This is a genomic window from Streptomyces sp. NPDC127119 (assembly GCF_042677425.1).
Classification (GTDB): domain Bacteria; phylum Actinomycetota; class Actinomycetes; order Streptomycetales; family Streptomycetaceae; genus Streptomyces.
Map to the genome: position 1 here is coordinate 16,916 of NZ_JBHXTO010000003.1, position 26,404 is coordinate 43,319.

At 70.0% G+C, this 26,404-nt stretch carries 25 protein-coding genes and 2 pseudogenes; 13 read left to right on the forward strand and 14 right to left on the reverse strand.

Going from position 1 to position 26,404, the window contains the following annotated elements:
- Nucleotides 1–14: 14 nt before the first annotated feature.
- A complete protein-coding gene (locus ACFVH5_RS02100; RefSeq protein WP_385831331.1) occupies nt 15–647 on the reverse strand; it encodes an NADPH-dependent F420 reductase in 633 nt (210 codons plus the stop codon).
- Nucleotides 648–889: 242 nt separating this feature from the next.
- Here ACFVH5_RS02100 and ACFVH5_RS02105 point away from each other — a divergent pair, with 242 nt between their 5' ends.
- Nucleotides 890–1,801 (forward strand): LysR family transcriptional regulator, encoded by a 912-nt coding sequence (locus tag ACFVH5_RS02105; RefSeq protein ID WP_385831332.1) that lies wholly within the window; start codon nt 890–892, stop codon nt 1,799–1,801.
- 137 nt (nt 1,802–1,938) lie between these two features.
- Nucleotides 1,939–2,508 carry a YrhB domain-containing protein gene (locus ACFVH5_RS02110; protein WP_385831333.1) on the forward strand — a complete coding sequence of 190 codons (570 nt, stop codon included), beginning with the start codon at nt 1,939–1,941 and terminating at the stop codon, nt 2,506–2,508.
- 251 nt (nt 2,509–2,759) lie between these two features.
- Here the strand turns inward: ACFVH5_RS02110 and ACFVH5_RS02115 are convergent, their stop codons facing one another.
- Both ACFVH5_RS02115 and ACFVH5_RS02120 read right to left on the reverse strand, forming a co-directional pair.
- The gene (locus ACFVH5_RS02115; protein ID WP_385831334.1) at nt 2,760–3,755 is read right to left on the reverse strand and encodes a patatin-like phospholipase family protein; all 996 of its coding nucleotides are present in this window, start codon (nt 3,753–3,755) and stop codon (nt 2,760–2,762) included.
- Between the two features lie 50 nt (nt 3,756–3,805).
- A complete protein-coding gene (locus ACFVH5_RS02120; protein WP_385831335.1) occupies nt 3,806–5,515 on the reverse strand; it encodes a thiamine pyrophosphate-binding protein in 1,710 nt (569 codons plus the stop codon).
- Between the two features lie 691 nt (nt 5,516–6,206).
- On the opposite strand from ACFVH5_RS02120, the gene ACFVH5_RS02125 reads away from it, so the two are divergent.
- From ACFVH5_RS02125 to ACFVH5_RS02150, 6 genes are all read left to right on the forward strand, one after another.
- Nucleotides 6,207–9,149 carry an AAA family ATPase gene (locus tag ACFVH5_RS02125; protein WP_385831337.1) on the forward strand — a complete coding sequence of 981 codons (2,943 nt, stop codon included), beginning with the start codon at nt 6,207–6,209 and terminating at the stop codon, nt 9,147–9,149.
- Between the two features lie 31 nt (nt 9,150–9,180).
- The gene (locus ACFVH5_RS02130) at nt 9,181–10,158 is read left to right on the forward strand and encodes an alpha/beta hydrolase (protein WP_385831338.1); all 978 of its coding nucleotides are present in this window, start codon (nt 9,181–9,183) and stop codon (nt 10,156–10,158) included.
- A 76-nt stretch (nt 10,159–10,234) separates the two neighbouring features.
- A complete protein-coding gene (locus ACFVH5_RS02135) occupies nt 10,235–11,269 on the forward strand; it encodes a helix-turn-helix domain-containing protein (RefSeq protein ID WP_385831339.1) in 1,035 nt (344 codons plus the stop codon).
- Nucleotides 11,263–12,288 carry a helix-turn-helix domain-containing protein gene (locus ACFVH5_RS02140; protein ID WP_385831341.1) on the forward strand — a complete coding sequence of 342 codons (1,026 nt, stop codon included), beginning with the start codon at nt 11,263–11,265 and terminating at the stop codon, nt 12,286–12,288. Before ACFVH5_RS02135 ends, ACFVH5_RS02140 begins: the two co-directional genes overlap by 7 nt.
- A 105-nt stretch (nt 12,289–12,393) precedes the next feature.
- Complete coding sequence (locus tag ACFVH5_RS02145; protein WP_385831343.1) at nt 12,394–12,858, forward strand: DUF5709 domain-containing protein; 465 nt, start codon at nt 12,394–12,396, stop codon at nt 12,856–12,858.
- 5 nt (nt 12,859–12,863) lie between these two features.
- Nucleotides 12,864–13,055 carry a hypothetical protein gene (locus ACFVH5_RS02150; protein WP_385831345.1) on the forward strand — a complete coding sequence of 64 codons (192 nt, stop codon included), beginning with the start codon at nt 12,864–12,866 and terminating at the stop codon, nt 13,053–13,055.
- 2 nt (nt 13,056–13,057) lie between these two features.
- On the opposite strand, the gene ACFVH5_RS02155 is transcribed toward ACFVH5_RS02150, so the two are convergent.
- Entirely contained in the window at nt 13,058–14,506 is a 1,449-nt protein-coding gene (locus tag ACFVH5_RS02155) for an MFS transporter (RefSeq protein ID WP_385831347.1), read from the reverse strand.
- Nucleotides 14,507–14,861: 355 nt separating this feature from the next.
- On the opposite strand from ACFVH5_RS02155, the gene ACFVH5_RS02160 reads away from it, so the two are divergent.
- Both ACFVH5_RS02160 and ACFVH5_RS02165 read left to right on the forward strand, forming a co-directional pair.
- A complete protein-coding gene (locus tag ACFVH5_RS02160; protein ID WP_385831349.1) occupies nt 14,862–15,833 on the forward strand; it encodes an alpha/beta hydrolase in 972 nt (323 codons plus the stop codon).
- Nucleotides 15,834–15,982: 149 nt separating this feature from the next.
- Nucleotides 15,983–16,705, forward strand: a complete 723-nt coding sequence (locus ACFVH5_RS02165) for an alpha/beta fold hydrolase (protein WP_385831350.1) — start codon at nt 15,983–15,985, stop codon at nt 16,703–16,705.
- 170 nt (nt 16,706–16,875) lie between these two features.
- Here ACFVH5_RS02165 and ACFVH5_RS02170 read toward each other — a convergent pair whose 3' ends face one another.
- The 6 genes from ACFVH5_RS02170 to ACFVH5_RS02195 all read right to left on the reverse strand — a co-directional run bounded on the left by ACFVH5_RS02170 (nt 16,876) and on the right by ACFVH5_RS02195 (nt 21,820).
- Nucleotides 16,876–17,727: a MarR family transcriptional regulator gene (locus tag ACFVH5_RS02170; RefSeq protein ID WP_385831351.1), complete on the reverse strand. Its 852-nt coding sequence runs from the start codon at nt 17,725–17,727 to the stop codon at nt 16,876–16,878.
- Nucleotides 17,728–17,931: 204 nt separating this feature from the next.
- The gene (locus tag ACFVH5_RS02175) at nt 17,932–19,158 is read right to left on the reverse strand and encodes an ATP-binding protein (protein ID WP_385831572.1); all 1,227 of its coding nucleotides are present in this window, start codon (nt 19,156–19,158) and stop codon (nt 17,932–17,934) included.
- Nucleotides 19,155–19,568: an ATP-binding protein gene (locus tag ACFVH5_RS02180; RefSeq protein ID WP_385831352.1), complete on the reverse strand. Its 414-nt coding sequence runs from the start codon at nt 19,566–19,568 to the stop codon at nt 19,155–19,157. The genes ACFVH5_RS02175 and ACFVH5_RS02180 overlap by 4 nt, the downstream gene beginning before the upstream one ends.
- Nucleotides 19,565–19,981 carry an STAS domain-containing protein gene (locus tag ACFVH5_RS02185; protein ID WP_385831354.1) on the reverse strand — a complete coding sequence of 139 codons (417 nt, stop codon included), beginning with the start codon at nt 19,979–19,981 and terminating at the stop codon, nt 19,565–19,567. Before ACFVH5_RS02185 ends, ACFVH5_RS02180 begins: the two co-directional genes overlap by 4 nt.
- Nucleotides 19,978–20,829, reverse strand: a complete 852-nt coding sequence (locus ACFVH5_RS02190; protein ID WP_385831356.1) for an STAS domain-containing protein — start codon at nt 20,827–20,829, stop codon at nt 19,978–19,980. The genes ACFVH5_RS02185 and ACFVH5_RS02190 overlap by 4 nt, the downstream gene beginning before the upstream one ends.
- 580 nt (nt 20,830–21,409) lie before the next feature.
- A complete protein-coding gene (locus ACFVH5_RS02195) occupies nt 21,410–21,820 on the reverse strand; it encodes a DUF4190 domain-containing protein (protein ID WP_385831357.1) in 411 nt (136 codons plus the stop codon).
- A 205-nt stretch (nt 21,821–22,025) separates the two neighbouring features.
- On the opposite strand from ACFVH5_RS02195, the gene ACFVH5_RS02200 reads away from it, so the two are divergent.
- Nucleotides 22,026–22,571: a 2'-5' RNA ligase family protein gene (locus tag ACFVH5_RS02200; RefSeq protein ID WP_385831358.1), complete on the forward strand. Its 546-nt coding sequence runs from the start codon at nt 22,026–22,028 to the stop codon at nt 22,569–22,571.
- A gap of 104 nt (nt 22,572–22,675) precedes the next feature.
- On the opposite strand, the gene ACFVH5_RS02205 is transcribed toward ACFVH5_RS02200, so the two are convergent.
- A complete protein-coding gene (locus ACFVH5_RS02205; RefSeq protein WP_385831360.1) occupies nt 22,676–23,101 on the reverse strand; it encodes a peptidase inhibitor family I36 protein in 426 nt (141 codons plus the stop codon).
- Nucleotides 23,102–23,284: 183 nt separating this feature from the next.
- On the opposite strand from ACFVH5_RS02205, the pseudogene ACFVH5_RS02210 reads away from it, so the two are divergent.
- Nucleotides 23,285–24,102: pseudogene (locus tag ACFVH5_RS02210) on the forward strand (phosphotransferase).
- A gap of 43 nt (nt 24,103–24,145) precedes the next feature.
- Here ACFVH5_RS02210 and ACFVH5_RS02215 read toward each other — a convergent pair.
- The 3 genes and pseudogenes from ACFVH5_RS02215 to ACFVH5_RS02225 form a co-directional block, all read right to left on the reverse strand.
- A complete protein-coding gene (locus ACFVH5_RS02215) occupies nt 24,146–24,325 on the reverse strand; it encodes a DUF6480 family protein (protein WP_384797804.1) in 180 nt (59 codons plus the stop codon).
- A 101-nt stretch (nt 24,326–24,426) separates the two neighbouring features.
- On the reverse strand, nt 24,427–24,879 hold the full coding sequence (locus ACFVH5_RS02220) for an NUDIX hydrolase (RefSeq protein WP_385831362.1): 453 nt from the start codon (nt 24,877–24,879) through the stop codon (nt 24,427–24,429).
- A gap of 176 nt (nt 24,880–25,055) precedes the next feature.
- Nucleotides 25,056–25,380: pseudogene (locus tag ACFVH5_RS02225) on the reverse strand (phosphotransferase); the annotation flags it as partial.
- Nucleotides 25,381–25,485: 105 nt separating this feature from the next.
- On the opposite strand from ACFVH5_RS02225, the gene ACFVH5_RS02230 reads away from it, so the two are divergent.
- A complete protein-coding gene (locus tag ACFVH5_RS02230; RefSeq protein WP_385831574.1) occupies nt 25,486–26,214 on the forward strand; it encodes a S1 family peptidase in 729 nt (242 codons plus the stop codon).
- The last annotated feature ends 190 nt before the right edge of the window (nt 26,215–26,404 follow it).

Genomic DNA, 26,404 nt, shown 5'->3' on the forward strand with positions numbered 1-26,404 from the left:
GGTGGTGCGGGTGTTCAGCTGAGAATGCCGACGCCGAGGGAGAAGTTGGTGTGCTTGACGGAGTGGGCGACGAGACCCAGTTGCATCAGGGCGACGTTCTCCAGGGCCCGCGCCATGGCCAACTGCCCGGTGTCCCTCGGGCGCAGTCCCAGGCTTTCGATGAATGCCGACACGCGTGCTTTCGCCTTCGCGTCATCACCGGCGATGAATACGTCCAATGGGCGACCTTCGGTTGAACCGGCCGCCAGCACATTGGAGAACAGGGTGTTGAACGCCTTGACGACATATGCGTCGGCAGGTGCATCCTTGGCGATCTCCTGCGCGCCGGAACTCTCGTCGGGGGTGACAAAACTCTGCACATCAGGGGAGACGGGGTTGGTGAGGTCGATGATGACTTTGCCCTGTAGCGCGTCTCCGTACTCACTCACCACCGCCTTCGCGCCGGTGTACGGCACGGCGAGGACGACGATGTCCCCGGCCGGGACGGCGCCGACCGTCCCGACGGTGGCGCCGCCGAGTGAGGCGGCCAATTCCTTGGCCTTGGCCGGGTCACGGCCGATGATCTCGACCGCGTTGCCACCGGCGAGCGCCCGCTCGGCCAGGGCGCCGGCCATGTTCCCCACGCCGATAATGCTGATGCTGCTCATTGGTGCGCCTGCTTTCTTGTGAATGACGAAGTGACGGGCGGCGATGAATTCTCGACGTGGCCGTTCAGAGACCTGAGCCCATCCTTCAACTTCCGATACCGAACTCACACGCTGAATTCGCTTCGGCCGTATTCAGGTGCCGCATTAGGCACTCATTTAGGCTGCCATTCTCCTGAGTGGGTGTCCAAGACCTCTTTTGGCATTGGTGATACCCTGAAGGCATCACCGGGCCGGGAGGTGCCATGGATCTGGACCTGCGCAAACTGCGTTACTTCGTCGCCGTGGCCGACCGGTTGCACTTCGGCCGCGCCGCCGATGAGCTGCACATCGCGCAGCCGGTCCTCAGTCGGCAGATCCGCGCGCTTGAGCAGGACCTCGACGCCGCGCTGTTCACCAGGGATCGCCACGGCGTAGCGCTCACCGACGCGGGCCGACAACTGCTGGCCGACGCCGGTCCGTTGCTCGCGTCCGCGCACGCGGTCCGTCGTAGGGTGTCCGCGGCTGCACGTGGCAGTCGGCGGCTGATGATCGGTTTCCGGGCCGGTATCCCGGTCATTCCGGCGGCGCATGCGTTCGAGGCCCGGCACCCGGACGTGGTCGTGGACGTGCAGCGGATCGAATGGGACGACCAGGCCCCGATGCTGCTCGACGGCCGCATCGACGTCGGCTATGTGCGGCTGCCCATCGACGAGACCGGCCTGCGTGTCATCCCGCTGTACGCCGAGCCGCGGGTGGCGGTGCTGCCCGTCGGCCACCGGTTGGCCGGCAAGGAGGAGGTCACCGAGGCCGACCTGGCCGGCGAACCGCTGCTCTGGCACGCCGACCCGAGCACGCAGCCCACCAGGCGCCCGCACCCTAACGCCGGGTATCTGGTGCGCGGAGTGGACGAGACGCTCGAACATGTCGCGGCGGGCCGGGGCATCTCGTTCCTGGCGCGCTCGGCGACCGTGTTCTATTCACATCCGGAAGTCGTCTACGTGCCCATTCCGGATCTCGCTCCCGAGCAGGTATGTCTCGCGGTGGCGGCATCGCGCACTTCGCCCCTGGTCGAGGACTTCTTCACCGCGGCCCAGGCGACGGCCGAGATCACGGCGGAATGCGGAAACGATGAAATGTGGCAGCTCATGAGCGGTGCTGTTTCCAAGCGCGGTTGAGGAACCCGACTGGTAGAGCAGCGCCAACAGCGGCGCAAGCACCTGTACGCCAGATGCGATTGCGCCAAGGCTTACCCGCGGATCGACGGCACCACGCCAACCTGGCGGGTACGTCTCCTGTACGGGATGCTGCACGCATGATCAGTCGAGAGGCCGCGGTGCAGGCTGTCGAGGAACAGTTGGAGCGCGACTATCAGGCATGGCGGACTGCAGGTGTGGCGGCGATGCGCATGGCGGTGGTCCATGTCGAGGAGCACGAGTTGGTGTGGATCGTTGTCTGGGATTCCGAGGAGTTCGTACGCACCCAGGATTCGAGACACAGGCTGGCCGGCAACGGGCCGTACCTGGCTGACCGCGTCGACGGGGGACTTCACGGGATCGGGCCCGTGTCCGCCCTGACGGAAGCGTGGGAGGACGACTACCGGGGTCGGATACGTGGGTTGCCCGTACGAACCGCAGTAGACGATCTCCACGATGCGATACGAGAAGTCGCCGCTGCCCGTGGACGCATGCACGCGGTTCGGGCCCTGCGCCAGAAGCTGCCGGTACTGTCGCCGGCGCAAGCCATCGAGTACGTGCATGCTTTGCTGGATGAGGTTGTACCGGACCGTCTTCTCGCCGTGGCCGCCCGTGAACTCGTGCAGCCTCTGGATCCGGTACTCGCGGTCAAAACCATTCGCCGCGGGACCCGGGACCAGACCGGTTGAGCACGGGTCGGCGGCCCAAGCGGAGCATCCGGGCACCTCAAGCCCTTGCTGCACAAGGAGCTCCGCTGTTTCAGCATCCGCATCCGTATTCGCTGGCCTGTCCCCAGCAGCACCGTCACCGTTCATCCACCATCTGAGAGGGGTCGCTAAACCTTGTATGCGGGGCCGTTCGCTGCGAGCCGCTGGTTCTTGAGAAGTCACGAACCGTCACCCCGGATCAGAAGTCCTGAGTCGTCACCTCCGATCAGAAGTCACGAGCCCTCATCCGGATCAGTGGGACACCGCTTCACATACGCGTCGGCCGCGTGCCAGCCGCGTTGGACGGCCTCCTGTCGCTGCTCCGGGTTCAGGCCGAAGTCGGTGACGCCGAGGGCCGGGAGGTCGACGGCGATGGTCCGGTCCCGTACCCCGGGGCGGTCCAGATGGCTCTGGTCGTTGCCCACGACGGCGGTCGTCACGACCTGCTGGAGCAGGTGCAGCAACGGGAACAGCTTCAGGGCCGGGAGCGAGAACAGCTGGGCGATGCCCGCGGGCAGGTCGGGCAGGATGCGTACGCCGATCGTCCGCCAGCGGCTCTTCTCCCCGTCGGTGCGGTCGAACACCTCGACGGGGAAGTTGGACAGCACCCCGCCGTCGACGATCACCGAATCCTGGCCGGACTCGCCGTGGGGGAGTGTGCGCGGCTGGAAGTAGAAGGGAATCGACAGGGACATCCGTACGGCGTCGGCCACCGACTGCTCCTCCGGCTTGAGGCCGTAGAGGTGGTAGTCCCAGGGAAGCCTCAGCAGCCGACCGCGTGTGACGTCGGTGGCCGTCACCACCAGCTTGTACTTCTGGTCCTCGGTCAGTTCCGCGGAGTTACCGCTGTCCTCGCGGCGCAGGTCGGCGAAGGTGGTGACCTTCTTCCTGGCGAGTACGGTCTCTGTCCAGTTGTGGATCCAGGCGCCCTGGTAGGCCCCGTGCCGGCGGAGTAGTGAAACGCCTTCGCTCAGCATCGGAACGCCCGGCATCGGCCACCTGCCGAGCCGGTCCCGGTCGGGTATCAGGTGCAGTTCCAGGTCCTCCATGACCTCGCGCAGTTCTTCCGCCTCCATGCCGGCCGCCACGAAGGCCGCGGCGACGGCGCCCACCGAAGTGCCCGCCACGCGCTGGAAGTTGTACCCCTCCTCCAGTAGCCGGATCACCGCACCCGCGGTGCCCAGACCGCGTACCCCGCCGCCTTCCAGAACCAGATCCGCTTTGGACATGGCTCCCCCCTTCTGGTTCCTTTTCTAGTTCCTCGTGGTGTCGGTTCTTCTCAGTTCTCCCGGAGGCGTTCCTCGACGCCCTCCACGAGACCGGCGATCACACCGTCGGGTGAGGGGCTGTAGTGCGGAACGGCCCACCGGGTGATGTGGGCGTCGATCAGCGTGGGCCGGCCGGAGCCCAGCGCCCTGCGGAACGCGTCCTCGAACTCGTCGAGCGTCTCCACCCGGTAGCCGTCCGCACCGCAGGCGCGCGCGTACGCCGAGTAGTCCGGGTTCCGGAATTCGGTCAGACCGGACTCGCCGTGCTGGGACAGCTGATAGAGCTTGATCAGCTTGAATTCCTCGTCGTTGAAGATGACCCAGATGACGGGGATCTCGTGCTCGACCGCGGTCATCAGCTCGAACCCGCTCATCGCGTAACACCCGTCACCGCAGCCGACGACGACGGTCCGTCCCGGGTGTGCGAGCTGTACGCCGATGGCGCTGTTGACGGCTCCGGCCATCGGCCCGTAGGAACCGGCCTTGCGGAAGTGCTGCCCGTCCTCCAGCTCCACGTAGTAGCCGAGCCAGGCCGTGTGGGCGCCCGCGTCGCCCAGCAGGATCCCCTGCGGCGGCAGCATCCGGCCGATCGCCTGCGCGAGTTGGCCGGGGTGGAGCTTGCCGGGCAGGCGGACGATGCGCCGGGCCTCGTAGTCCTGGCCGTCGACCTCGACCTGCGGCACCTCACCGACCCGCCGATCCAGCGCGTCGACGAGTGCCGCCACCGCTTCGCGGGCGTCGGACACCAGGGTGTGGTCGGCCCGGTACCTCTTCTTGAACTCGTTCGCGTCGATGTTCACATGGATGAGCTGCTTGTCCTCGAACAGGTCGCCGCGGAAGTCGAAGGTGGCGTGCTGGTTGAAGGAGTTCCCGACGGCCAGGACGACATCGGCCTCACGGAAGGCCTTCCAGGCGCTGGAGTGACCGCTGTCGGCGAAGACCCCCACGGCGAGCGGATGCCCTTCCGACACGATGCCCTTGCCGTCCAGCGTGGTGACCAACGGGATCTGGAACCGCTCGATCAGCCGCCTGATCTCCGGCCCGGCCCCGCTGCGTACCGCGCCGAAGCCCGCGAGCAGCACGATCTTCTTCCGCCGGCCGAGCGCGTCCGCCAGAACCGACGCGATCTCCTCCACCCGCGCGGGGTCGGGCCGTACCGGCGCCACGTCGAGCCGTAGCGGCCGGAAGTTCTTCACCTCGGTGCCGCGCTCGTTCAGGTCACTGGCCACATGGATGTGCACCGGTCCTGGCCGTCCGCCCAGAGCGATGTTGACGGCCTCCTCCAGGACATCACAGGTGTCGGACGGGTCGGAGATCAGGAACGACTTCTTGGTCGTGGCCGCGAAGATGGTCCGGGAGTCGGCCGTACGGTGCACCCCCGAGGTCTCGTTGAGCGCCCCCCACCCCTCCCACTCCATCCGCGCGTAACCCGAGACGGCCAGCACCGGATAGGAGTCGGTCATCGCCACACCCAGCCCGGATATCAGGTTGAACGCGCCCGGGCCCGCCGTCGCGAAGCAGAAACCCAGCCGGTCCGTGTACATGGCCTCACCACAGGCCATGAAGGACGCGGCCTGCTCGTTACGGGTGATGACCGTCCGGATCCGCCGCGACTCCTCCAGGGCCAGCATCAGGTCGGCGACACTCTCCCCGGCACCGCCGAAGGCGGTCTTCACCCCGATCCCTTCCAGCCCTTTGACGATGGCCTCGTAGACCCTCATGGCCCCTCCCCGTCTCGCCCCACCGCATGTCCGTCTTGCGATCTTCCTTACGTTCTGTCCGGTCTTGAAGCCCGCAGCGTAGTTGAGGACCGAGAGGCTCCACGCGCGAGAACCGGCCACTCCGTGCGGGGCTTGGCAACGGGGTCGGGCCTCCGGAGGAGGAGGCCGCTCCAGATGCGGAAGACAGGACGGCCCTGCGGTCCGTCGGAGTCGAAGGAGATGGACCCCGCAAGCTCCTTCACGTCTTGTGCGCCAGGCATCCGGAACGCGGGGCCGTCCTCGCACCGAAGGCAGTTGTGGCTGCTGAACGGATACCACTGACTCAACGCGCTCGCCCTGGCGGCCAGCACCAACTCCTCCGCGACAGGAGGAACCCACGAGTCGGTCCCTCGCACCGCGGCGTCTGCGGAGCGCGCGCATTCCTCCATCCAGTCCCAGGCGGCTGCCAGCGACCACGGGGTATTCGTCTCCATCCACCAAGTCCAGGAGTGGGGAGAACGCCGTCCTGTCGGCGCAGAGCAGCGGAGCCGCGTCCTCGGAGAGAGGCGCATCGGGGAGCGCCTGGACGTGGTCGGTGCTGTCTAGGCCGGTCACCTGGGCCGGTGACCAGTCACCTGACAGAAGCGGTCTCGCCCCTGTCTCGGCGACAATCCTCAGGTAAGGGAAAACGCACCGCCCCAGGAGTACGTGCATGACGCTCCACCCGCCCCAGCAGCCCGTGGCCGGCCACGAGGCCGTCGTCCTGGGCCGGGACGGCGAGGTCGAGCGGATCCTGCGGTGCGTGACGCGCGAGCCCGGTACCTCTCAGACGCTGCTGCTCCTCGGCGAGGAGGGGATCGGGCGGTCGACCGTACTCCGGTACGTTCGGGAGCGGGCCGCCTCCGACGGCGTACTGGTGCTGTCCGCGCAGGGCTGGGCCGAGGATCCGGGGCACGCGCAAGCCTGCTTGCAGCAGTTGCTGGCAGCGCCGGTGCGAGGCGAGCTCGCTGCCCTGCCTACCGCGCAACAACGGGTGCTGACGGCCCTACCGGGAGCGGACGACGGCGACCGGGCGGAGCTGCACTCCGCGGTGACGGCCTTGCTGGACCGGCTCGCCGCGGACCGGCCGGTGCTGGTGTGCGTGGACGACGCCGACCTGTGCGACCGCACCTTCCTGGACGCACTGTTCACCGCGGTCCGGCTGTTGTCCGGTAGTGCGCTGACGTTGCTGCTCGCCGCCCGGCACGAGACGGACCTTCCCGGACCGCCGCCCGGCTCCGAGACCCTGCGACTGGGCCCGCTGAGCGACGCCCCGGCCGCCGCGCTCCTCGACCGGCAGCCGTCGGCACCCACGGGCCGGCACCGGCTGGAGATCCTCGCGGAGGCCGAGGGAAATCCACTGGCCCTCGTGGAACTGAGCCGCGGTGTGCCCGCGCTCACCGGAGTGACGCGGCACCCGCCTGCGGAGCACGTCTTCGGCGTACGACTGGACGCGCTTCCCGCGCCGACACGCCGGGCCCTGCTGTACGCGGCGGCCGCCGGGCCCGGCGAGACCGTCGGCGCCGTCATGGCGGCCCTGGGCACCGACGACCTCGCGGTGTGGGCACCGGCGGAGGCCGCGGATATGGTCGTACTGGTCGAGGACCGGCTCGATTTCCGGCATCCGCTGGCGCGATCGGCCGCGTATCTGAGGCGTCCGGCCGGCGAACGCCAGCAGGCACACCGTGACCTCGCGAAGATCGCCGTGCTGCCCGAGGCCAGGGCCCGCCATCTGGCCGCCACCACCGTGAGACCCAACGCGTTCGTCGCCGCCCTGCTGGCGGAGTCCGCCTGGCGGCGCGGGGACGCGGTGGCGGCAGCGCACGCCCTGGAGCAGGCGGCCCGGCTCAGCCCGCACCGGTCGAAACGGGCGCGTCGGCTGGCCGAAGCCCTGACGGCGGCCCACATGGTGGGCGATCCCGGCTGGGTACGGGAGCTGTACGGAGGGCTCGTCCGGGAGTTCGTCGATCCGGAAGCCGATCCGGAAGCCGATCCGGAAGCCGATCCGGAAGCCGATCCGGAAGTCGAACCGAAGGCCGACCCGGGTGCAGATCCGGTACCCGACCCGGAAACCCACCCGAAGGCCGACCCGGAAGCCGACCAGGCACCCGACCCGGAACTCCTCTGTGCCGCCGCAGGCGCCCTGGCCTCCGTCCTCTCCCAGGAGTCCGCCCAGCGCGAGGCCTTCGAAGTGCTGGCCGATGTCGCCGAACACTTTCCGGTGATCGACCGGACCCACGCGCTCGCGCTCGCGGGCCTCGCGGCGGCCATCGCCGACCAGTCCGGTCTGCCGGAGCACACGGCCGCCCTGTCCACACTGCTCGACCGCGCCCAGCAGGCCGAGGCGTCCGCGCGGTGGCACCCCGCTGCGGCCGGCCCACTGCTCCGCCTGGACACCCCGCATGCACGACGGGCACTGGAAGCACTGGTCACGGTGGTGGCCCGGCCGGAGTCCGCCACCGGCTCGCACTCCGGCCTCGGCCGCCCGCACGGCGCCTCGCCCGCGGGACCGGACGCCCAGCCCGCCGGACCGGACGCGCCGGCCGCCCGTGCGGTCCTCGCCACAGTGGCCCGCCACGCGGACGAGGCGGACGTGGACCTGGGGCAGTCGCGTACGGCCGACGACCGGCTGCGGGCCGCCCGAGCCTTCGGACTGCGCGGCTGGTCGGTCCTCCCTCTCATCGACACCCTCCTGGCCATCGGACGGTTTCCGGAGGCCGAGACCGTCATCCAGGACGCCCTGACCGAGGCCGAGGTACTGCGTCTGCCCCGCCTCCAGGCCGATCTGGAGGCACAGGCACTCACCGTCCGGGCGCTGCGCGGAACCCTCACGGAGACGCTCCGGCTCACCCCCGCCGTGTGGCGTGCCGTCGGCCTGGACGAGAACCGGGCCACGCACGCCCGGCTGCTGCGTGCCCGCGGACTCGCCGCCCTCGCGCAGGGGGACATGGAAGGAGCCTGGCGGCACCTGCGCGAACTGTTCACCGCCGACGGAGCGCCGCTGCACCCCCACCTGTCCGCGCGGAGCATCGCCGAACTCGCGGTCGCCGCCCAGCGCACCGGGCACTCCGCCGAGGCGCTGCCGATCCTGGAACGGGTCCGTGCCGAGCAGGGGGAGCGCCCGAGCACCAGGATGACGCTGCTCATGCACCACGCCGCCGCCATGGTCGGCCCGGACGGCGAGGCCGAGGAGCACTTCCAGCTCGCGCTCGTCAATCACGGGGCCGGCCGATGGCCGTGGGAGCGCGGTCATGTCCGCCTCGACTACGCCATCCGGCTGCGCCGCCGGCGCCGTACCCTGGAGGCACGCCGACAGCTGACCACGGTCCTGGAGACCGCGGAACGCCTCGGCGCCGGCGCCCTCGCGGCCGCCGCCCGCATCGAGCTGCGCGCCAGCGGCGCCGCACCGGCCCCCACGAGCGCGGGTCCGCTGGAGGAACTGACGGCACAGCAGCGGCAGATCGTCCAGTTCGCCGCGAGCGGTCTGTCGAACCGCGAGATAGGGGAGCGGCTCTTCCTCTCACCGCGCACCGTAGGCTCGCATCTGTACAACGTGTATCCCAAGCTCGGCATCAGTAGCCGTCATCAGCTCCGTGACCTGGTACAGGACCGGTGAGAGCGGCCACAGAACGGTCGGAGGAGAGCCCATGAGACCCGGAGAGCCGGGTGCGGCTGTGACCCTCGACCACGTCGTGCAGCGCCTGATCACCGCCTCCGCCACCCCGCCCTCTCTCGACGACCTCGGCCCGGACACGGCGCGGCGGGCCCTGCGGGAGACCCAGCCCGAACGGTTCGAGGACTTCGACGTCGACGCGGTCTTCCGCGTGGCACCGGTCGGCCCGTCCGGGCTGCTCGGCTTCTGGACCGTCCGCCCGGCCGGAGTGTCCGGCCCGCTGCCGGCCCTGCTGTACCTGCACGGTGGCCGATGGGCGCTCGGCGACGCACAGACCCATGCCCGGCTCATCAGCGAACTCGTCACCGGGGCGGGGATGTGCGCCCTGGTCCCGGAGTACAGCCGCGCCCCCGAGGCCCGCTACCCGGTGGCCCTGGAGGAGTGCTACGCCCTGTTGAGCTGGGCCGTCTCCCAGGCCGACGGCCTCGCGCTGGATCCCGACCGGCTGGCGGTGGCGGGGGACTGCGGCGGGGCCACGCTCGCAGCCGCGGTCACGATGCTGGCGAAGCACCGCAACGGTCCGCGGATCGGGGCGCAGCTGCTCTACTACCCGCTCACCGACGCCCGCTGCGACAGCGCCTCGCAACGGCAGTTCGCCACCGGCTACCTCCTCACACGCCAGGCACTGCGCGCCTACTGGACGCGGTACGTCGCCGACCCCGCGCGGCGGAGCGAACCCACCGCGGCACCTCTGCGGGCGCGCACGGAGGAGCTGGCGGGGCTGCCGCCCGCGCTGGTCGTCACCGCCGAGGCCGACGTGGCCCGCGACGAGGGCGAGCAGTACGCGCGCCGGATGTCCGAGGCCGGGGTCGAGGCGGCGTCCGTACGGTTCCTCGGGACGATCCACGACTTCGTGGCACTGCATGCCCTGGCCGAGAGCGAGCCCACGCGGGCGGCGATCCTGACCGGATGCGCCTTCTTGCGTACGCGTTCGAAACGATCACCATCGTGACGATCGCCATCGTGGCGGACCGAGAGCAGTCGGCCGACTGATGCGCGGCCCGGCACCGCCGCGCCATGCTGGCGGTATGCCAACCGCGATCGACTCCCACTCCCACGAGGAGAGGCGTCTGCGCCCGGCCGCACCGGCGAGCGGGCGAAGCACCGTGCTGACCACCCGCTCGGTCGCGCCGAGCGAGAGCCTGGACTACTGGCACGACGCCGTGTTCGACACCCTGGTGGGGATGGACATCACCACCGAAGGCCGTGCCTACGACGCCGCCCTGCGGACGGACCACCTGGGAAACATGCAGATCACCACAGTGGAGTGCGACCCCGGCCAGGTCCACCGGACGCCGCGTTCCATCGCCCGCGGCGACGGACGCCAGGTCTTCGTGGCCGTGCAGAGCGCCGGCCGGGCCCAGGTCGAACAGGACGGCCGCACCACCGAACTGCGGACCGGGGACATCGGGTTCTTCGAGACCGTCCGCCCCTTCCGCACCGTCTTCCCGGAACGCTTCCGGATGAAGATCTTCGCGGTTCCGCGCGTGCTGCTGCAGCTCCCCGACGGCGGCCTGCGGCAGCTCACCGGCCGCTCGGTACGCCCGAGCGGCGGCCTCCCCGCACTGCTCGCCCCGATGCTGGACCGGCTGGCGGACACCTCGGCGTCGTACGCGACGCCGACGGCCGACCGGCTGGCCGAGAGCGTCATCGACCTCATGGCGGCGACCGCGGCGGACCAGCTGGGGGCGGACCCCGCCGAACTGCCGGGCGCCGACGGCGTGCTCCTGCTGCGCGTCCGGACATACATCCGCTGGCACCTTTCGGACCCCGGGCTGACGCCGTCCGTCATCGCCGGTGCGCACGGCATCTCGGTCCGCCGTCTGCACCGGCTGTTCGAGGCCGAGGACAGCACCGTGTGCCGGTGGATCCGCGAACAGCGACTGCAGGAATGCCGCAAGGAGCTCGCGGCCCGGCCGCCGGGTTCCGTCAGCCTGGGCCAGGTCGCCAAGCGCTGGGGGTTCACCGGCCCGGCCGGGCTCGGCAAGGCCTTCCGAAACGCCTTCGGGCTGTCACCGACGGACTGGCGGGACCGGGTATGGGCAGGAACGGCGTCATGCTGACCGGCCACGCCCCCTGGGCGTCCTGCTCCACCCGGGACCTGGTGCCCGCCGACCGTCTCCCCTCCTGGCAGCGCGCCCTCTCACGGACCTTCGTGGACGTCGAGGTCACCGTCGAGCAGGACCGTCCGTGGGACGGCGAACTGACCGCCGACCGGCTCGGCGCGCTCCAGATCGCCACCCAGGAGTTCGGCCCCGGAACCGTCCTGCGCGGGGCCGCCTCGGTCGCCGCCGACCCGCGGACCCACCTCCTGGTCCGCCGCCAGCTGGAGGGCACCGCCCGGCTGCTCCAGGACGGCCGCACCGCCGAACTCCGCCCCGGCGACCTGGCCTTCCTCGACGCCCGGCGCCCCTTTCGGATCGTGCTCCCCGAGCGGCAGCGGGCCCGCATCCTCATGGTGCCCCGGGCCCTGCTGCGCCTGGAGGAACGGCAACTTCACGCCCTAACGGCCACGGTGGTGGACGAGACCGCGGAGGGCGCCGCCGGGCTGCTGCTGCCGCTGCTCGACGGACTCGTCGACGAGGTCGCGCGGGCCGGGCCAGCCCGGCGTGAGCAACTCGCCCGTACCGTCGTCGACATCCTGGCGACCGTGGCCCTCGAACAGGCCGGACGGCCGACCGAACCGGCGGACCTGTGGGACCGGATCACCGAGTCCGTCCGCACCCGCCTGGGCGAACCCGGCCTCGGCCCCCAGAGCATCGCCGACCGGCACGGCATCTCGCTGCGCTATCTGCACCAGCTCTTCCAGCGGCACGACACCACCGTGGGCGCCTGGGTACGTACCCGGCGACTGGAAGCGGCCCACGCGGAACTCGTCCACCCCTCGACGGCCCACCGTCCCGTGGCCGCAGTGGCCGTCCGCTGGGGCTTCACCAGCCCGTCCCACTTCAGCCGCGCGTTCCGCGACGTGTACGGGATGTCGCCGGCGCAGTGGCGCAGGGCCGCGGGCGCGGTCCGGGCGGAGGACCGACACCCCGGGAACCCCTCCGACACGGCCGAGTCTCTGTCTGCCCCTTTCTGACCGCGACTACGCGTACGACTGCACGTACGACGAGCCGCAGGCCCTCTACCCTTTCCGGGCGACGGCCGGATCGATCTGCACGACCCCGACAACGATGGAGCGCACATGACTGACGAGACGATGGGTGACGACGTCTACCAGCCGGACGGTTCGGAGGTGCAGGACGACGCGGGCGTACTGGACGCGTCGGACACCCTGGACTACCGGGCCGGCACGGAAGCCCTGGACGAGGGCTACTCGCCGCCGGAGCGGCCCTGGGCCGTGGAGCACACGGGCGTGACGGCGGCGGAGGCGCAGCGTGGGGAGACCCTCGACGAGCGTCTGGCCGAGGAGGTGCCGGACATCGGCGTCCCGGAGGGCGACGACCTCGGCGACAGCGAGGACACGGACGGCGAGCTCGTCGACGACGAGGTCGGCGACGTCCGGGCCGGCCGGCTCCTCGCGCCGGACGAGGGCACGCACGAGGTGACCGAGTCCGACCTGTTCGCCTCCGACCGCGGCCTGGACGGCGCCGGGGCCTCGGCGGAGGAGGCCGCGATGCACGTCATCCCCGAATCCGAGGACTTCTGACCTGCTTGTCCTCGATTCCCGTCGCTGGGGACGTGGGCCGTACCGGCGGTCCCGCCGAGGTGTCGAAGGCGTGTGTCACCTCGGGCGCGCTGCCCGGGGTGAGCAGCGCCCGCGCCTCCTCCTCGAACCGGCGGTCGGTGGCCGTCAGCCGGACGTGGTGCTGGTCCAGGTGCTCGGCCCAGGAGGAGACCAGGTAGTTCTAGACGAACCGCTCCGGGACGTGGCCGTCCTGGTAGAGACCCCAGGACAGGGCTCCGGTACGGCGCCGGGAACGGGCCACGCGGTGCATCCGGTCCGTGAACTCGGCCCAGTGCTCCGCCTGGACCCGGTAGACGACGGAGACCAGGACCGGTCCTGTCGGGCCGTCCGCCTCCCCGGGCGCGAACACCAGGGGAGGGGCCGGCCAGTGGTCGGACGGCGAGGGGTTGATGCCTTCGGCGTTCCGCAGCGGCCACCGCCGTACGCTCGCCGCGCTCAGCAGCATCGTGGCGGCGGCGATCAGCAGACAGGCGCTCAGCCCGATCCAGTCGGCGACCGTGCCCCACAGGGGAGCGGCCAGCGCCTGCCCGCCCTGGAAGACCAGGAGATAGACCGAGAGGCCGCGGGCCCTGACCCAGCCGGGGAGCCGGGTCTGCACGGCCGCGTTGAGCGTGGACAGGACGGCGATCCAGGCGAGGCCCGCGGGGAGCAGGGCGAGCGCGACCAGCCACGGGGTGTGGACGGTGGCCAGCACCGCGAGGACCCCGGCGAACATCAGGGCGCCGACCGCGAGGGTGCCGTTGGCGCCCAGCACACGATGGGCGCGGGGCAGCAGGAAGGCTCCGCCCACCGCGCCGACGCCCACCGCCGCGAGGAGCAGTCCGTAGCCGCCGGAGCCGAGGCCGAGTGAGCGGCTCGCGGTCAGCGGCAGCAGGGCCCACAGGGCGGCGCCGCCGGGGATGAACAGGAGCGTGCGCAGCAGGACCCGGCGGATGCCGGGTGCGTTCCAGACGTAGCGGCGGCCGGCGTACAGGGCGGCCAGCAGCCCCTCGTTCGTGGCGGGTGGCGCGGTCGCCGCGGCGGGGCGCCGCCACAGCAGCAGGACGGTCGCGATGCCCAGATAGGACGCGGCGTTGAAGGCGAAGACCCAGCCCGCGCCCGCCGCCGCGACCACCGCCCCGCCGAGCGCGGGGCCGACGGCACGGGCAAGGTTCATGTTCACCGCCCCGAGGGCCGCCGCCTGACCGAGCCGCTCCCGCTCCACCAGCTCGGGCTGGATCGCCTGCCAGGCCGGGCCCATCAGCGCGGTGCCACAGCCCAGCAGGAACGTCAGGAGCAGCAGGACCGTCGGCGACAGGGCGTCCAGGAACGCGAGTACGGCCAGTACGCCGGACACCGCCAGCATCGCGAACTGCGCGGTCACCAGCACCGTACGCCGGTCGAAGCGGTCGGCGATCACCCCGGAGGGCAGCGCCAGCAGGACGACGGGCAGGCCGGCGGCCGTCTGCACCAGCGTCATCAGCGCGGCACTGTCCCCGACGAGGAGCCACTGGGCGCCCACCGTCTGCATCCAGGTGCCGATGTTGGAGACCAGCTGGGCGATCCACAGCGCCCGGAAGACACGTGCCGCGAGCGGCGCCCAGGGGGAGTCGGTGGTGGTGGCGTTCATGGTGCTCCCGAGTGGGTCCGGTCCGGGCGGGGATGTCACCCGCCGAGCCGCCACGTTAGGAGCGGTCCGAGCGGCGGGGTGTCCCGTGCGCGCACTGGCACCGGCCCTGGAGCGCACTCGCTCACCCAGAGCGCATTCCCCCCAGCGCACCACCACCCCTCCAGCGCACCGACCTCACAGAGGACCACGTCCGCGACCTCACCCGTCGCCGTCCCCGTACCCGCACTCGCCCCGCACCCGCACTCCGGGGGCGACAGGAGTGCACTCGGGGACAACTGCCGGGCGCACAGCGTTTCTACGGTGGCCTCAAGGGCGCCGGACCGACCGGGGGCCCACGCAGTCCCAGGAGACGCACATGTCCGAAGCCTTCACGCCCGTGGAGCCCGTGCTCGAACCCGCCGCCGCTGCCTTCGCCGAGGCGACCGCCAACCCGCCCTACCTCTTCGACCTCGCCCCCGCGGACGGCCGCAAGGCCGTCGACGAGGTGCAGTCCGGCGAGATCGCCAAGCCGGCGATCGACGAAGAGTGGATCACGGTGTCGGGCGGCCCCACGGGCACCGTCCGGGTACGCATCGTGAAGCCCGCCGGCGCCACGGGCACCCTGCCGGTCATCATCTACATCCACGGCGCCGGCTGGGTCTTCGGCAACGCCCACACCCACGACCGCCTCGTGCGCGAACTGGCCGTCGGCGCCAACGCCGCGGTCGTCTTCCCCGAGTACGACCTCTCGCCCGAAGCCCGCTACCCGGTCGCCATCGAGCAGAACTGGACCGTGGCGCGCTGGGTCGTCGAGCAGGGCGCGACCAAGGACCTGGACCCCACGCGGATCGCCGTGGCCGGTGACTCGGTCGGCGGCAACATGGCCGCCGCCCTCACCCTGATGGCGAAGGAGCGCGGCGGAGTCCCGCTGCTCCAGCAGGTGCTGTTCTACCCGGTGACCGACGCGAACTTCGACACCAACTCCTACCACCAGTTCGCCACGGGCTACTTCCTGCGCCGCGACGGCATGCAGTGGTTCTGGGACCAGTACACGACCGACGAGGCCGAGCGCGCCCAGATCACCGCGTCCCCGCTGCGCGCCACCACGGAGCAGCTCACGGGTCTGCCCACGGCCCTGGTCATCACGGGTGAGGCCGACGTCCTGCGCGACGAGGGCGAGGCCTACGCCAACAAGCTGCGCGAGTCCGGCGTGGCCGTCACCGCCGTCCGCTTCCAGGGCGTCATCCACGACTTCGTGATGCTCAACGCCCTGCGCGAGACCCACGCCGCCGACACGGCCATCTCCCTGGCCGTACGCACGCTGCACGAGGCCCTGTACGCGGGCTGAGCCGGGCGAGGCCGTCACCACGGGTGGACGTCCACCACGGATGAACGTCCACCGGGGACGAACGTCCACAACGGACCAACATCCGCGCGCGACGGCCGCCCGCGCCTGAGACATCTCGGACCGCACGCAACCGACGACAAGGAACTCCCATGACCGACTCCACGCCCACCGTCGTCCTGGTGCACGGCGCCTTCGCCGACGCGTCCAGCTTCGCCCGGGTCGTCCCCGAGCTGCTGGCCGACGGCCTGAAGGTGCTCGTCCCGGCCGTACCCAACCGCAGCCTGACCGGCGACGCCGCCTACATCGCCTCGGTCGTACGCGCCGTACCCGGCCCCGTCGTCCTGGTGGGGCACTCCTACGGCGGTGCCGTCATCACCGTCGCGGGTGTCGAGGACAACGTGAAGGGCCTGGTCTTCCTGGCCGGTTACGCCCTTGAGGAGGGTGAGAGCCTCGGCGAGCTGCAGGGTCGCTTCCCCGACTCCGACCTCGCCTCGGCCCTGGTGTACACGCCGTTCCCGGTCGAGGGATCGGACGAGCCCGGCACGGATGTCACCGTCGAGATCGACAAGTTCCCCGCCATCTTCGCGGCCGACGTGGACCCGGAGCTGGCCAAGGTGCTCGCGGTCTCCCAGCGTCCGCTGGCCGGCGCGGCCTTCGGCGAGGCGGCCCCGGCCGCGGCCTGGAAGACCAAGCCGTCCTGGGGCCTGGTGTCCTCCTCGGACCACACCATCAACCCCGACGTCGAGCGCTTCGGCTACGAGCGCGCCGGTATGACCACGACCGAGGTCGACTCGTCCCACCTGGTCATGCTCGCGCACCCCAAGAAGGTCGCGGACCTCATCCGCGAAGCAGTCCGGAGCGTCTCCGCCTGACCTGGCTGCTTCCTGTCCGCCGGGTCCGCCGGGATCACGTCCGGTCCGGTACGCGGCCGGCCCCGTCGGGAGACACACGGGCGGGCCCTGACCTTGGTGAAGACGGGGACCTTGGTGAAGCCGGGTTCGCCGGCCGGGGCCCCTTTCTGCGGGCCTCGGCCGCAGGCTGGTCACTGCGAACCTGTGGTCACCAAGGCCGCGGTGATGGGTTCGAGCTCGGTGATCAGTTCGTCGAGTTCGGCGGGGGACAGGGCGTCGTAGGGCGGGGTGGCGAGTTCGTCGGTGAGGGTCTCGATGCGTTGTTTGGTCGCGCGGCCGACGTCGGTGAAGTGGCCGTCGATGTCGACGAGTCCGCGTGCGCGCATGCCGTCCATGACCGCGGCCAGGCGCTCTTTCGGCAGGTGATGGATGCGTCCGAACGACTCCGGGGGGTGGATGCCCTGTTCCAGAGCGGAGAGCACATGGGCCTCCGTGCCGCCGATACGCGCGCCGACGAGAGCGGCGATGTGCCCGTCACCGCGGTGCTCGCGCAGCATGGTCGCGGAGTGCCACAGCCGGGCGACGGGCTCGCCGGGCACCTCAAGGGTGCGCATGCCGGCGTACATCACCCGGCCTTCGGTGGGGGCGCTCGTCGCGGCCTTGGTGGTCAGGTCAGCGGCGCGCGCCAGGCCCGGGGAGCCGGCCAGCTCGTCGCCGAGGATGCGCCGCAGGGAGGCCGCGCTGCCCCGCAACCGTGCGGCGACGGAGGCCTCGGGCGGGATCGTCTCCCAGGCGCTGGGGATGTGCCGTGCGGCCTCCCCGTCGGCGAAGTTGTAGAAGGCCGCGTGCACGACCTGGGCCGGCACCCGTCCCAGTGGTGCGGCACGGCTGGCGAAGTAGCCGTCCCAGTAGGTGCGGTGGCCGAGTGCGGCCAGTTCCTCGTTGCACTCGTCGGCGAAGAAGGTGACCAGGCAGATCGGCTCCAGGAGCTCGAACATGCGGCGGGCGATGTGAGTCCTCGGATGCGAGCGCGTCGTGCCCATCGGATTCTCCCTTTGTCAGGCCCTTCGGCAGGCCCTTTGTCAGGTGTACCGACTTGGACCGCCGGGCTCACCGAAACTCATCGGTGACCGAAGGAGAGCAGTGCAGACGTGGAGTCCGCCGAAATCGTCCGACCGGGGTCCTCATCGGCGTCCGCCTGAGCCATCAGGACGGTGAACACCCGCTCCCAGACGCCCCCTGCGCCTTCACTGGGGCGTCTTGGCGATCACCGCACTGGCGTCGTCGCGACGGGTTCCGGACTGGCGCATCAGTGCGGTGGCGATCACGGCGGGCGGGTGGTGCAGCAGTCCTGCCAGATCCGTGTGGCTCCAGCGGTCACTGAGGCCGTCGGAATGCATCACCAGGGCGGCGTCGGCGGGCAAGTGATGCTCGTAGGTGCGCAGCTGGCGCATCTGATGGCCCGTTATGCCCGGGTGGGACAGCAGCGTGGTGCGGGAGGTGCGGGTGACCAGCGCGGCGGTGATGTTCCCGACACCGCAGAACAGCAGGCGGCCGTCGGGCTCCAGGCGGGCGATGGCCACCGCCGCGCCGCGGGTGCCGCGCAGCGCCCGGTGTACCTGCTCCATCACCTGTTCCGGGGTGCGGGCCGCCGTCTCCGTCCTGAAGGCGCGGACAGCGGCTTGCGCTGCCGCGGCGGCCATCGGTCCGTGGCCCAGCCCGTCGCAGGACATCACCAGCACGCCAGGGCCCGGACCGGCGACAGAGGCACGCACGGGCGCGGAACGCCCTGTTGCTTCCGCAGGCAGGGAAGACTGCTGTCGCAAGGCCGTCCGCGTCCGTGCCGCAGGTGACCGAAACCCGGTCAGGTCCGCCCAGTTGGGGACGGCGGAGGCCGACGGATACAGGTCGGCGGCCTTCTCGGTCGGGACCGGTGGCGCCGCTACGCCGGTGTCTGTTCGCGCGGCCCAGGCATCGCCGCAGACCTCCTCGCCGCTGATTGGCCGGGTGACGCCTCCGACGGAGGGTTCTCCGGCCACGCGGGGAGGCACAGGACGGGGCCAGAACCGGGCGAGCTGCACCGTGCCCAGACCGGGTCGGGAGTGTATGTGCAGGGAATCGGCCAGCCGATGGATGGCACCCAGGCCGATGCCCAGGGTGCCGAGCGTCGACATGCCGTCCCGCAGGGCTGCCGGTACGTCCGCCATCCCGGGGCCCGCGTCCACGGTCACCACTTCCACCCCGGCCGTGGTGTCGCTGCGCAGGACGCGCAGCAGCAGAGAGCCGTCGACGGCGTGCTTGGTGAGGTTGGTGACCAGTTCCGTCACGGCCAGTACCAGCTCGGCCGTGCGCTGCTCACCCAGACCGACGCGCCGCCCCAGAGCGGCGGCGGCACCACGGGCGCCTTCTGACCCGTCACGGAACCAGGCCACGTCCTCGCAGTCCACCAGTTGTATGACGCCCGGGCCGGTCATCGCACCCACTTGGTGATGGTCACTGTGGTTCCCTGCCCCGCGGTGGTGTCCAGAACGAAATCATCGACCAGCCGCCTGGAACCGGACAGCCCCAGGCCCATACCGCCGCCGGAGGTCCAGCCGTCGGTCAGGGCCAGTTCCACGTCAACAATGCCCGGACCGCTGTCGCTGAATACGAGGCGTACTCCGCGACGGCCGCGTTCGTCCACCAGCTGGGCCGCCATGCTGCCACCGCCGCCGTGTATCAGCGTGTTGCGGGCCAGCTCGCTGGCGGCGGTGATCAGCTTCGTCTGCTCCACCAGGGAGAAGCGACACTCCTGGGCCAGGGCGCGCGCCAGCTGACGCGCCTGTACGACGCCCGCACTGGCCGTGATCTCCAACAGCTGAGGAGCCTCGGCAGTGCCGTTCACCGTCCTGCCGCGGTATCCGGCAGCACGCCTACGGGGCCGGCGGCCCCCAGCGACGAGACATGCGCCCGCTCCAGCACCTGCAGGCCCTTTTCCAGGGTCAGCGCGGTCCGCACGCCGCCCAGCGAAAGGCCCAGCTCGACCAGGGTGATGGCCACCGCGGGGCGCATGCCCACCACGACGGTCTGCGCGTCCAGCAGACGCGAGAGCGAGGCGACCGTGGCCAGCATCCGGCCGACGAAGGAATCCACGATGTCCAGGGCGGTGATGTCGATGACCACCCCGTGCGCGCCGGATTCGACGACCTTGGCCGCCAGGTCGTCCTGGAGCGCCAGCACCGACTGATCGTCCAGATCGATCTGGATGGAGACCAGCAGTACTTGGCCGATCTGCAGGACCGGGACGCGCTCACTCACCGGGCACGCGCCTGCGGCGTGGTCGAGAGGGTGACGCCCGAGCGGCGCAGCGCATGCCGCAGCGCGTCGGCCAGCGTGGCCTTGGTGACGATGTCACCGAAGTCGATTCCCAGGGCGACGACGGTCTGCGCGATCTGCGGGCGGATCCCGGAGATCGTGCATTCGGCGCCCATCAGCCGGGCCGCCACCACGGTCTTCAGCAGGTGCTGGGCGACCTCGGTGTCCACCGCCGGTACACCCGTGATGTCGATGATGGCGTGCTCGGAACCCGTGTCGATCAGTGCCTGGAGCATCTTCTCCATCACGACCATCGTGCGCGCCGAGTCCAGGGTCCCGACCAGCGGGACACCGATCACCCCGTCCCACAGCTTCACCACCGGCGTCGACAGCTCCAGAAGCTGCTCGGCCTGCGCCGCCACCAGCTCCTCACGCGTGGCCGCGTAGACCTCGATGGTGAACAGGCCCAGCGTGTCCAGCAGCCCGGCGAACTTCAGATACGCCTGCAGGTCGCTGCCCTTGCCCGACAAGGCCGGTTCCAGGACCTCCTTGAGGGCGAACACGCTCACCGCGGTCTCCGTCGGGGTGAAACCCTGCCGGGCCCGGTTGCGCGACAGCTCGGTGAGCAGAGCACGGACTTCGCCGTACGCGTCACCGTGCCCGTCCAGGCTCCCGCTGCCGAGCGCGGCCACCAGCGCCGTATAGATCTCCTGGAGCTCATGGTGAATCTCCGCGCGGCTCACACGCCCACCCAGCCGGCCGGTCACCTTGTCCGCCCAGCTCGCGCCGAGGTCCTCCCCCTGCACGGACAGCAACTCGACCAAACGGTCCGAAACGCCCCCACCAGCCACGAGCACATCCTTCGTCAGCAGACCAGACGGCCCTCCGGGAACCATAAGCCATCCAGGGGAGTCCCAATGACGCCACTTTGCCGCAGTATCCGGGCTGTTGGTCCCTCTCAGCTGAGCAGCAGAACTCAGCGACTCAGGCGGCGTGCGGTGGTGCACCGCCGCTGTGGGCGGCAGGGCTGATGGACATCTCCCGCGCGAAGACCTGGCGAAGACTGTCGTAGCCCGGGATACCGCCTGACGACGCCGCGTGCGTAGAGGTGTGCCCCTGGCCGAGCCTGACCGAGCCTGGCCGAGCAGCGACTTCGCGATGCCGAACCGTTCGCGCGCGAGGCGGGTGCCCTTGGCGGTCGGCGCGGGCCGCGCCGCCGACCGGGACACCGTGCTCGGCCTGGGCACGAACGAGTTCTTCGACCTCGCCCGGCGAGTGCGTGAAGGTCGGCTCCGGGTGCGGATCCGGCCGTCATCCGTGAGTGATGCCACCGACGGCAACCACCGTCGGTGGCATCGGATGGTGCCCCGCTGGCTACTGATTGCAGACGGCTGACCGCTGATTGCTGACCGATGAGCTGTGCCAGGACATTCAGTTGCCGTTGACATCGCGTTCGAAGTCATCGGAACACTGCTCACGTTCGGACTTGTTGTCCGCGTGCTGGACGCAGTCGTTGTAGTCCTTGAACGAGTCCGAGGTGAGGAAGGAGACGCCGATCGCGACGATGACGGAGGACGCGATGACCGCGAGGGCGCTCAGGAGCGCGCCCAGGATGGCCATGACCCGGTGCGGAGCCCGACCGCCGCGGGCGCGCCGGGCGGCGATGATTCCGAGTACCAGCCCCACCAGGCCCAGAATGACGCCTCCGAAGACCGTCCAGAAGAACACGCAGGCCGTGATGCCGAGCACCAACGCCGCGATCGCCAGACCGTTGCTGGTCCTCGCCCCGGGATTGTCGTGATGTCCGGGATAGGGGTAGGCGGGTTGACCGTAGTGAGCCATCCGCGGGCCTCGCTTTCCGTTGACCGTGAGCAGCACATGTCGTAGGTGTGCTCAGGCGTCTTCCCCGTGGCGTGCATCACATGCCGTCACACGGGCCGCACGACGGCGACTGTCCCGAGGGCGTGTGTGTGGGGGGGGGGAGTGGAAGGTGTTCGCGGCCCGCCGCGGGACGCGACCTCCACCTGCGGCGACGTACGCTGACAGCGTGGAGACTGTCGAGCTGCTGCCCGACGTGACGACCGAGCGGACCGTACGCGAAGTGTGGCGCCGCCTGTCGGATGCCGGTCTGCCCAGTCAGGCCGCTCACCGGCACCCGACCAATCGCCCGCACCTCACTCTCGCCACGGCCGACACACTCGATCCCGAGGTACGCGTCCGGCTCAAGCACATCCTCACGGTTCTGCCCGTTCCCCTGCACCTCGACGGAACGGTGCGGTTCGACGGCAGGACGCCTGTCCTGGCCTGGGCCGTCCGGCCCGACGAAGCGTTGCTGCACCTGCACGAGGCGGTCTGGCGCACCCTGCGCGAGACCCCGGCCTGCGGACGGCTGAACCCGCTCCATGACCCCGAGCGCTGGAAGCCGCACATCACCCTCGCGCGTGGCCGCGACGCCGCGTACCCCGAAACTCCGCTGTTCTCCGCGGCGCCCGGCGGACCGGACGACGTCTTGACGGGCGAGTGGGTCGGCGCCCGCACGTATGACACTGTTGTCCGCTCCGCCACCCCGCTGGACAGTGTTCCCAGATCCTGACCGACGCTCCAGGGTTACGGGAAGCGGGCGGCCTCCGTCTGATCAGGTGCTCCGACCAAGGTGCACGTGACCAGGACGAAGGCCAGCCGCCCCCGAGATCGGAGTCAGCAGTTGTACGCGTACCAGACCGGCGAGAAGTTGTAACTGTTGTAGCCGTGGATCGTCCCGTTCGCCTCACGGCCCGGGATGGTGCCGATGACGGTGAACTGCCGGTTCTTGAACGCGGCGACCGTGCCCACCGTCTGGTTGTTCCAGGCCGACCCCGCGCCGTTCCACTGGACCAGCCGGTAGTCGCCGCAGACGTAGAGATCGAAGCGGGTGCCCTTGAAGTTCGGCTGGGTGTAGAGGCAGAGCCGTCCGTAGGCGCAGTCTCCGCCGTCACCCCGTGCCGGTACGCCGTCCACACCGTCCACGCTCGCTTGCGAGTTGTCGCTGGCGCCCGCCGGTGCGGACCAGGCGGGGCCGGCGAGAGTGCCGGTGGTGAGCGCCAAGGACGCCACGGCGAGTGCCGCGACTTTGCTGAATCTCATGGTGATTCCCCCTCGTTGACGGTGATGCGGTCCGCGCATCGTCACCTGTCGAGCACATCGGCCTCAAACAATTCAGCGAGCATTGAAATGCGACGGAACGGACAGACGCGAACACGCTGTGACCGTTCTCCTTGGCGTGCCTCACATGACTCACAGGGCCGACCTGCCGGTAGCGTGATCGGCATGGCGGCTGAGGGCGAGACGGCAGAGGGCGAAGCCCTGCTCGGCGGGATGGCGAATGTGGGCGCGGTCTTCCGCCACGGTGACCTGGTGGAACGCCCGGCGCCGCACTCCGCGCACGCCCTCCATGCCCACCTCCTGGCGCTCGACGAGCAAGGGTTCGACGCGGCTCCGAAGCCGGTCGAGCTCACCGAACGAACGGCCGTGAGCGACTGACCTTCATCCCCGGCGATGTCGCTCTGCCGCCGTTTCCGAGCTGGGTGATGACCGAGACCGCGCTGAGATCGGTGGGAAACCTGCTGCGGCGCCTGCACGACGCCAGCGCGGCCCTCGCGGTCGACACATGTGTCCAGTGGCCCCGATCCCTGGCCGACCCGGCCGGAGGAACGATGCTGTGCCACAACGACGTGTGCCCGGAGAACGTCGTCTTCCGCGACGGCCGTGCCGCAGCCCTGATCGATTTCGACATGGCGGCCCCGGGCCGAGCCGTGTGGGACGTTGCCATGACAGCCCGCTACTGGGTTCCCATGCTCGATCCCGTGTCCGCGGCGGCTTTCTATCCCACGGGACTGGACGTTCCGACACGTCTGCGGATCCTCGCCGACGGCTACGGCCTCTCCGCACAGGAGCGCGCTGAACTGCCCGGCGTGATCGAACAGGCCACCGCGACCTGTCGGACCTTCGTCGCCGACCGAGTGGCCGACGGCGACCCGGTCTTCACCCAGGTGTTGTCCGAACGCGGTGGCTGGCAGCGTTGGGACCGCCTCCAGGGCTGGCTGGCGACCCACCACGAGGTGTTCAAGGCTGCCCTGCGGGACTGACGGCTTCAGGGATCTCAGAGGTTTCAGGGGTTACGGAAGAAGCTCAGAGAGCGAAGATGCGGGCGATGAAGAAGCCCGCGAAGATCACGGCGCCCAGGGCGATCAGCCAGACCCAGACGCCGGGGTGTTCCCACATTCCTCCGTCCGCGCGTTCCTCATGTGCCTCGGCGATCGAGCCTTCGGCCGGGGGCGTTTCCTGTGGTGGCACGCGAGGATCTGTCATGACTTCAGGCTCACGCAGGTCGCACGTGCGCGCATCCGCAGATCACCGCTATGCAGGAGCAGATGATCAAGAACTCACTCGCAAAGCAGCGGGCGATGCTCTCAGGGGGTGGTGTCGCCGCGTACCAGGGGTAGACACACGGGCTGGATGCCCTCGGGGAGGTCATCGGGGCGGCACCAGCGGGCCTCCAGGATCTCGAAGGGATCGAGGACCAGTTCACCGCCGAGGAGACGCGCCTCATAGGCCACTTCCATGCGGGTGCGGAAGCCGCTGTTCAGCATGACCAGGCGGCCCACTTCCACATCGAGACCGGTCTCCTCTTTGACCTCGCGAACCACGGTGTGCCGGAAGTCCTCACCCTTGTGCGCGAAACCGCTCGGCAGACCCCACTGACGGTTCGGCGGCCACATGCGGTGGCGCAGCAGCAGAACCCGCCCCTCGTCATCGCGTACGACACCGATCACGCCAACCACGAACTTGGCGTTCAGGGTCCACACAATGCGGTTCTGAACGGGGCGCAGGAGCCGCCAGAGGCGGGCAATGAGTTGTCGCACGGGGCCTCGGACGGTCGGAATCAAACGGGACGTCACCGTTGGGAACGCTACAGCCTCGTCTCTGTGCCCATGGCGGCGCGTTGTCTGTTTCCTTCGACGGTGCCGATCTCATTGGCAGGACGGTCTCCATCATCTACCTGGGGGTTGACCGGGAAGACAACCTGGAATCGCTTGATCAACGCCGCATCCCACAGCTCGGTCAAGGCCGCTGCGTCGAACGCATCGTCGACCTCCGCGATAGCGGCCCGCGTCGCGCGGTCTCGGTCGGCCAGCGGCCTGCCGGTGAGGTCCTCGCGAGCGTCCTCGATCGGGGAATCCCCAGGAACGAAGGCCTGAAGAGCGGTCAGGAGCCCCGCCAGATGGCCAACGGGAGGTGCGGGGCGAGCTGAGCAAGCGGTTCGGATTCCTTCATGGCCTGTCGGATGGCTCCCGTATGGCGGGGCCCCGCACGGACAGGTCATTGCCGAGCCGGTAGATCACCTGGTCCGAACCGGCCGGGTCGTAGCGTCTCCTGTGTCGTGTTGTTGGCGTTTTTCGGCCTGTTCGTCGAGGTTCGAGGGGCCACATGCTGGCACGTACATGCCGTAGGGGGTCGTCGTGATTGCCATGCGTACTGCCAAGCGTTCTGCCTTGCGCTCTGTGAAGCATCTGCGAGTTGTCGTCCGTGCCGTTGTCGTAGTGGCGCTGCTATTCGGCTGGTCCGCTGCTGCCGGATCGGTCGCTCACACCGTTGAGCGGGCGGAGGGGCAGGCGGCTGTTGTGGTGCGTGGCGGCGACACGCTCTACAGCACGGTCAGCCGTTGCACGGTGGGCTTCAACGCCCGTTCCGGTTCCACGATGTACGCGTTCGTTTCGGGTCGGTGTGCTCAGGGCGCCACCACCTGGTACGCCGATGCCGCTCTGACGGTCAGTGTCGGTGTCACCGTGGGAGTGAGTTTTCCGGGCAACGACTATGCGAGTGTCCGGTACACGAACACGGCCGTTTCCTACCCGGGTGAGGTGTCGCTGGGCGCCGGCGCCGGTACTCGCGACATCACGGGCGCGGCGAACCCCACGATCGGGCAGTCGCTCTGCCATGTCGGGCGAGTCGGCGGATACCGCTGCGGCAGCATCCAAGCGGTCAATGTCACCGTCAACTACGGCGGGGGAGTGGTGTCCGGGCTGTTCAGGTCCAGCATCTGCTCCGAGCCGGGAGACACCGGAGGCCCGGCCTTCTCGGGCGGCACGGCGCTCGGCGTCATCGTAGGCAGCAGCGGGAACTGCAGCGTAGGCGGCGTCACTTACTACCAGCCCGTGGTCGAGTGGCTGTCGACGTATGGCCTCAGCATCTACTGAGGTGGCCGGGTGACCGAAGCAGGCAGGTGAGACAACCGAAACCGTACTCCGGGCTGCACGCTCCAACATGTGGCTGGAATATGCCATAGGCATCCAGGGCGATGAGATAGTCGCCATAAGAGGGCGTCGCCGGACCTCAGGCGGTCGCATCGAGCGCCGCACGGCCGGAGAGCTCACGGCGCTCTCGCAG

Excerpts from the sequence above, each read along its gene's own strand:
- ACFVH5_RS02165 (WP_385831350.1), top strand. The coding sequence starts at position 15,983 with ATGACCGACTCCACGCCCACCGTCGTCCTGGTGCACGGCGCCTTCGCC.
- ACFVH5_RS02115 (WP_385831334.1), bottom strand. The coding sequence starts at position 3,755 with ATGTCCAAAGCGGATCTGGTTCTGGAAGGCGGCGGGGTACGCGGTCTG.
- ACFVH5_RS02100 (WP_385831331.1), bottom strand. The coding sequence starts at position 647 with ATGAGCAGCATCAGCATTATCGGCGTGGGGAACATGGCCGGCGCCCTG.
- ACFVH5_RS02230 (WP_385831574.1), top strand. The coding sequence starts at position 25,486 with ATGCGTACTGCCAAGCGTTCTGCCTTGCGCTCTGTGAAGCATCTGCGA.
- ACFVH5_RS02195 (WP_385831357.1), bottom strand. The coding sequence starts at position 21,820 with ATGGCTCACTACGGTCAACCCGCCTACCCCTATCCCGGACATCACGAC.
- ACFVH5_RS02205 (WP_385831360.1), bottom strand. The coding sequence starts at position 23,101 with ATGAGATTCAGCAAAGTCGCGGCACTCGCCGTGGCGTCCTTGGCGCTC.
- ACFVH5_RS02145 (WP_385831343.1), top strand. The coding sequence starts at position 12,394 with ATGACTGACGAGACGATGGGTGACGACGTCTACCAGCCGGACGGTTCG.
- ACFVH5_RS02140 (WP_385831341.1), top strand. The coding sequence starts at position 11,263 with ATGCTGACCGGCCACGCCCCCTGGGCGTCCTGCTCCACCCGGGACCTG.
- ACFVH5_RS02175 (WP_385831572.1), bottom strand. The coding sequence starts at position 19,158 with ATGACCGGCCCGGGCGTCATACAACTGGTGGACTGCGAGGACGTGGCC.
- ACFVH5_RS02125 (WP_385831337.1), top strand. The coding sequence starts at position 6,207 with ATGACGCTCCACCCGCCCCAGCAGCCCGTGGCCGGCCACGAGGCCGTC.
- ACFVH5_RS02105 (WP_385831332.1), top strand. The coding sequence starts at position 890 with ATGGATCTGGACCTGCGCAAACTGCGTTACTTCGTCGCCGTGGCCGAC.
- ACFVH5_RS02155 (WP_385831347.1), bottom strand. The coding sequence starts at position 14,506 with ATGAACGCCACCACCACCGACTCCCCCTGGGCGCCGCTCGCGGCACGT.
- ACFVH5_RS02170 (WP_385831351.1), bottom strand. The coding sequence starts at position 17,727 with ATGGGCACGACGCGCTCGCATCCGAGGACTCACATCGCCCGCCGCATG.
- ACFVH5_RS02160 (WP_385831349.1), top strand. The coding sequence starts at position 14,862 with ATGTCCGAAGCCTTCACGCCCGTGGAGCCCGTGCTCGAACCCGCCGCC.
- ACFVH5_RS02120 (WP_385831335.1), bottom strand. The coding sequence starts at position 5,515 with ATGAGGGTCTACGAGGCCATCGTCAAAGGGCTGGAAGGGATCGGGGTG.
- ACFVH5_RS02135 (WP_385831339.1), top strand. The coding sequence starts at position 10,235 with ATGCCAACCGCGATCGACTCCCACTCCCACGAGGAGAGGCGTCTGCGC.
- ACFVH5_RS02215 (WP_384797804.1), bottom strand. The coding sequence starts at position 24,325 with ATGACAGATCCTCGCGTGCCACCACAGGAAACGCCCCCGGCCGAAGGC.
- ACFVH5_RS02130 (WP_385831338.1), top strand. The coding sequence starts at position 9,181 with ATGAGACCCGGAGAGCCGGGTGCGGCTGTGACCCTCGACCACGTCGTG.
- ACFVH5_RS02110 (WP_385831333.1), top strand. The coding sequence starts at position 1,939 with ATGATCAGTCGAGAGGCCGCGGTGCAGGCTGTCGAGGAACAGTTGGAG.